Source organism: Pectobacterium peruviense, assembly GCF_002847345.1.
In the GTDB taxonomy this organism is placed as follows: domain Bacteria; phylum Pseudomonadota; class Gammaproteobacteria; order Enterobacterales; family Enterobacteriaceae; genus Pectobacterium; species Pectobacterium peruviense.
The window spans coordinates 1-1631 of the sequence record NZ_LXFV01000043.1 but is presented as its reverse complement, the minus strand read 5'-3'; the positions used below and the strand labels follow the sequence as shown (position 1 = coordinate 1631).

Here is a 1631-nt window from a genome sequence, read left to right as displayed (position 1 = left end):
GCGCTGAGCATGGATGGGGTGCAGAAAGCCAAATCCGGTCACCCGGGCGCACCGATGGGCATGGCCGATATCGCCGAAGTGCTGTGGCGTGATTATCTTAACCATAATCCGGCTAACCCCAACTGGGCCAACCGCGACCGCTTCGTGCTGTCCAACGGTCATGCGTCCATGCTGATTTACAGCCTGTTGCACCTCTCCGGCTACGACCTGCCGATTGAAGAACTGAAAAACTTCCGTCAGCTGCATTCCAAAACTCCGGGTCACCCTGAATACGGCTACACCGCTGGCGTCGAAACCACCACCGGCCCGCTGGGTCAGGGTGTTGCCAACGCGGTGGGTATGGCGATTGCCGAGCGCACGCTGGCGGCGCAGTTCAACCGCCCGGGCCACGACATTGTTAACCATCATACTTACACCTTTCTCGGTGACGGCTGCATGATGGAAGGGATTTCTCACGAAGTCTGCTCGCTGGCCGGCACCATGAAGCTCGGCAAACTGACCGCGTTTTATGATGACAACGGCATCTCCATCGACGGCCACGTAGAAGGCTGGTTTACCGACGATACCGCCGCCCGCTTTTGAAGCCTACGGCTGGCACGTAGTGCGCGGCGTGGACGGTCACGATGCAGACGCGATTAAACGCGCCATCGGCGAAGCACAGCTGGTGACCGACAAGCCGTCGCTGCTGATGTGCAAAACCGTGATTGGTTTCGGTTCACCAAACAAGGCCGGTACGCACGACTCTCATGGTGCACCACTGGGCGAGGCTGAAGTCGCGGCGTCCCGCGAACAGCTGGGCTGGACGCACGCGCCGTTTGATATTCCGGCCGACATTTATGCCGCCTGGGATGCCAAACCGGCCGGTCAGCGTAAGGAAGCGGCCTGGGACGAGGCGTTTGCCGCCTACGCCAGCGCGTACCCTGAGCTGGCTGCTGAATTCACACGCCGTACCGGCGGTGAACTGCCGACCCACTGGCAGGCAGACGCACAGAAATTATCGAAGACCTGCAGGCCAATCCGGCGAAAATTGCCAGCCGTAAAGCGTCACAGAATGCACTGGAAGCCTACGGCAAACTGCTGCCGGAATTCCTGGGCGGCTCTGCCGACCTGGCCCCGAGCAACCTGACCATCTGGTCCGGCTCGGTATCGCTGGATAAAGACCACGCGGGCAATTATATCCACTACGGCGTGCGCGAGTTCGGCATGACGGCCATTGCCAACGGAATTGCGCTGCACGGTGGCTTTGTGCCGTACACCGCGACCTTCCTGATGTTTGTAGAATACGCGCGTAATGCGGTGCGTATGGCGGCGCTGATGAAAATCCGCAGCATCTACGTCTACACCCACGACTCCATCGGTCTGGGCGAAGACGGCCCGACGCACCAGCCGGTTGAACAGCTGGCCAGCCTGCGTGTGACGCCGAACATGAGCAACTGGCGTCCAGCAGACCAGGTAGAAACGGCGGTGGCGTGGAAATACGCGATTGAGCGTCAGGACGGCCCGACGTCACTTATCCTGTCCCGTCAGAATCTGGCGCAACAGACGCGTACCGCCGAACAGCTGGCGAACGTGGTGAAGGGTGGTTATGTGCTGAAAGACAGCGACGGCCAGCCGGAACTCATCCTGATTGC

The 1631-nt window shown here is 60.2% G+C and carries 1 pseudogene; it reads left to right on the top strand.

What is annotated here, in order from left to right:
- Positions 1-1631, top strand: a pseudogene (tkt, locus tag A0G03_RS20355) (transketolase); the annotation flags it as partial.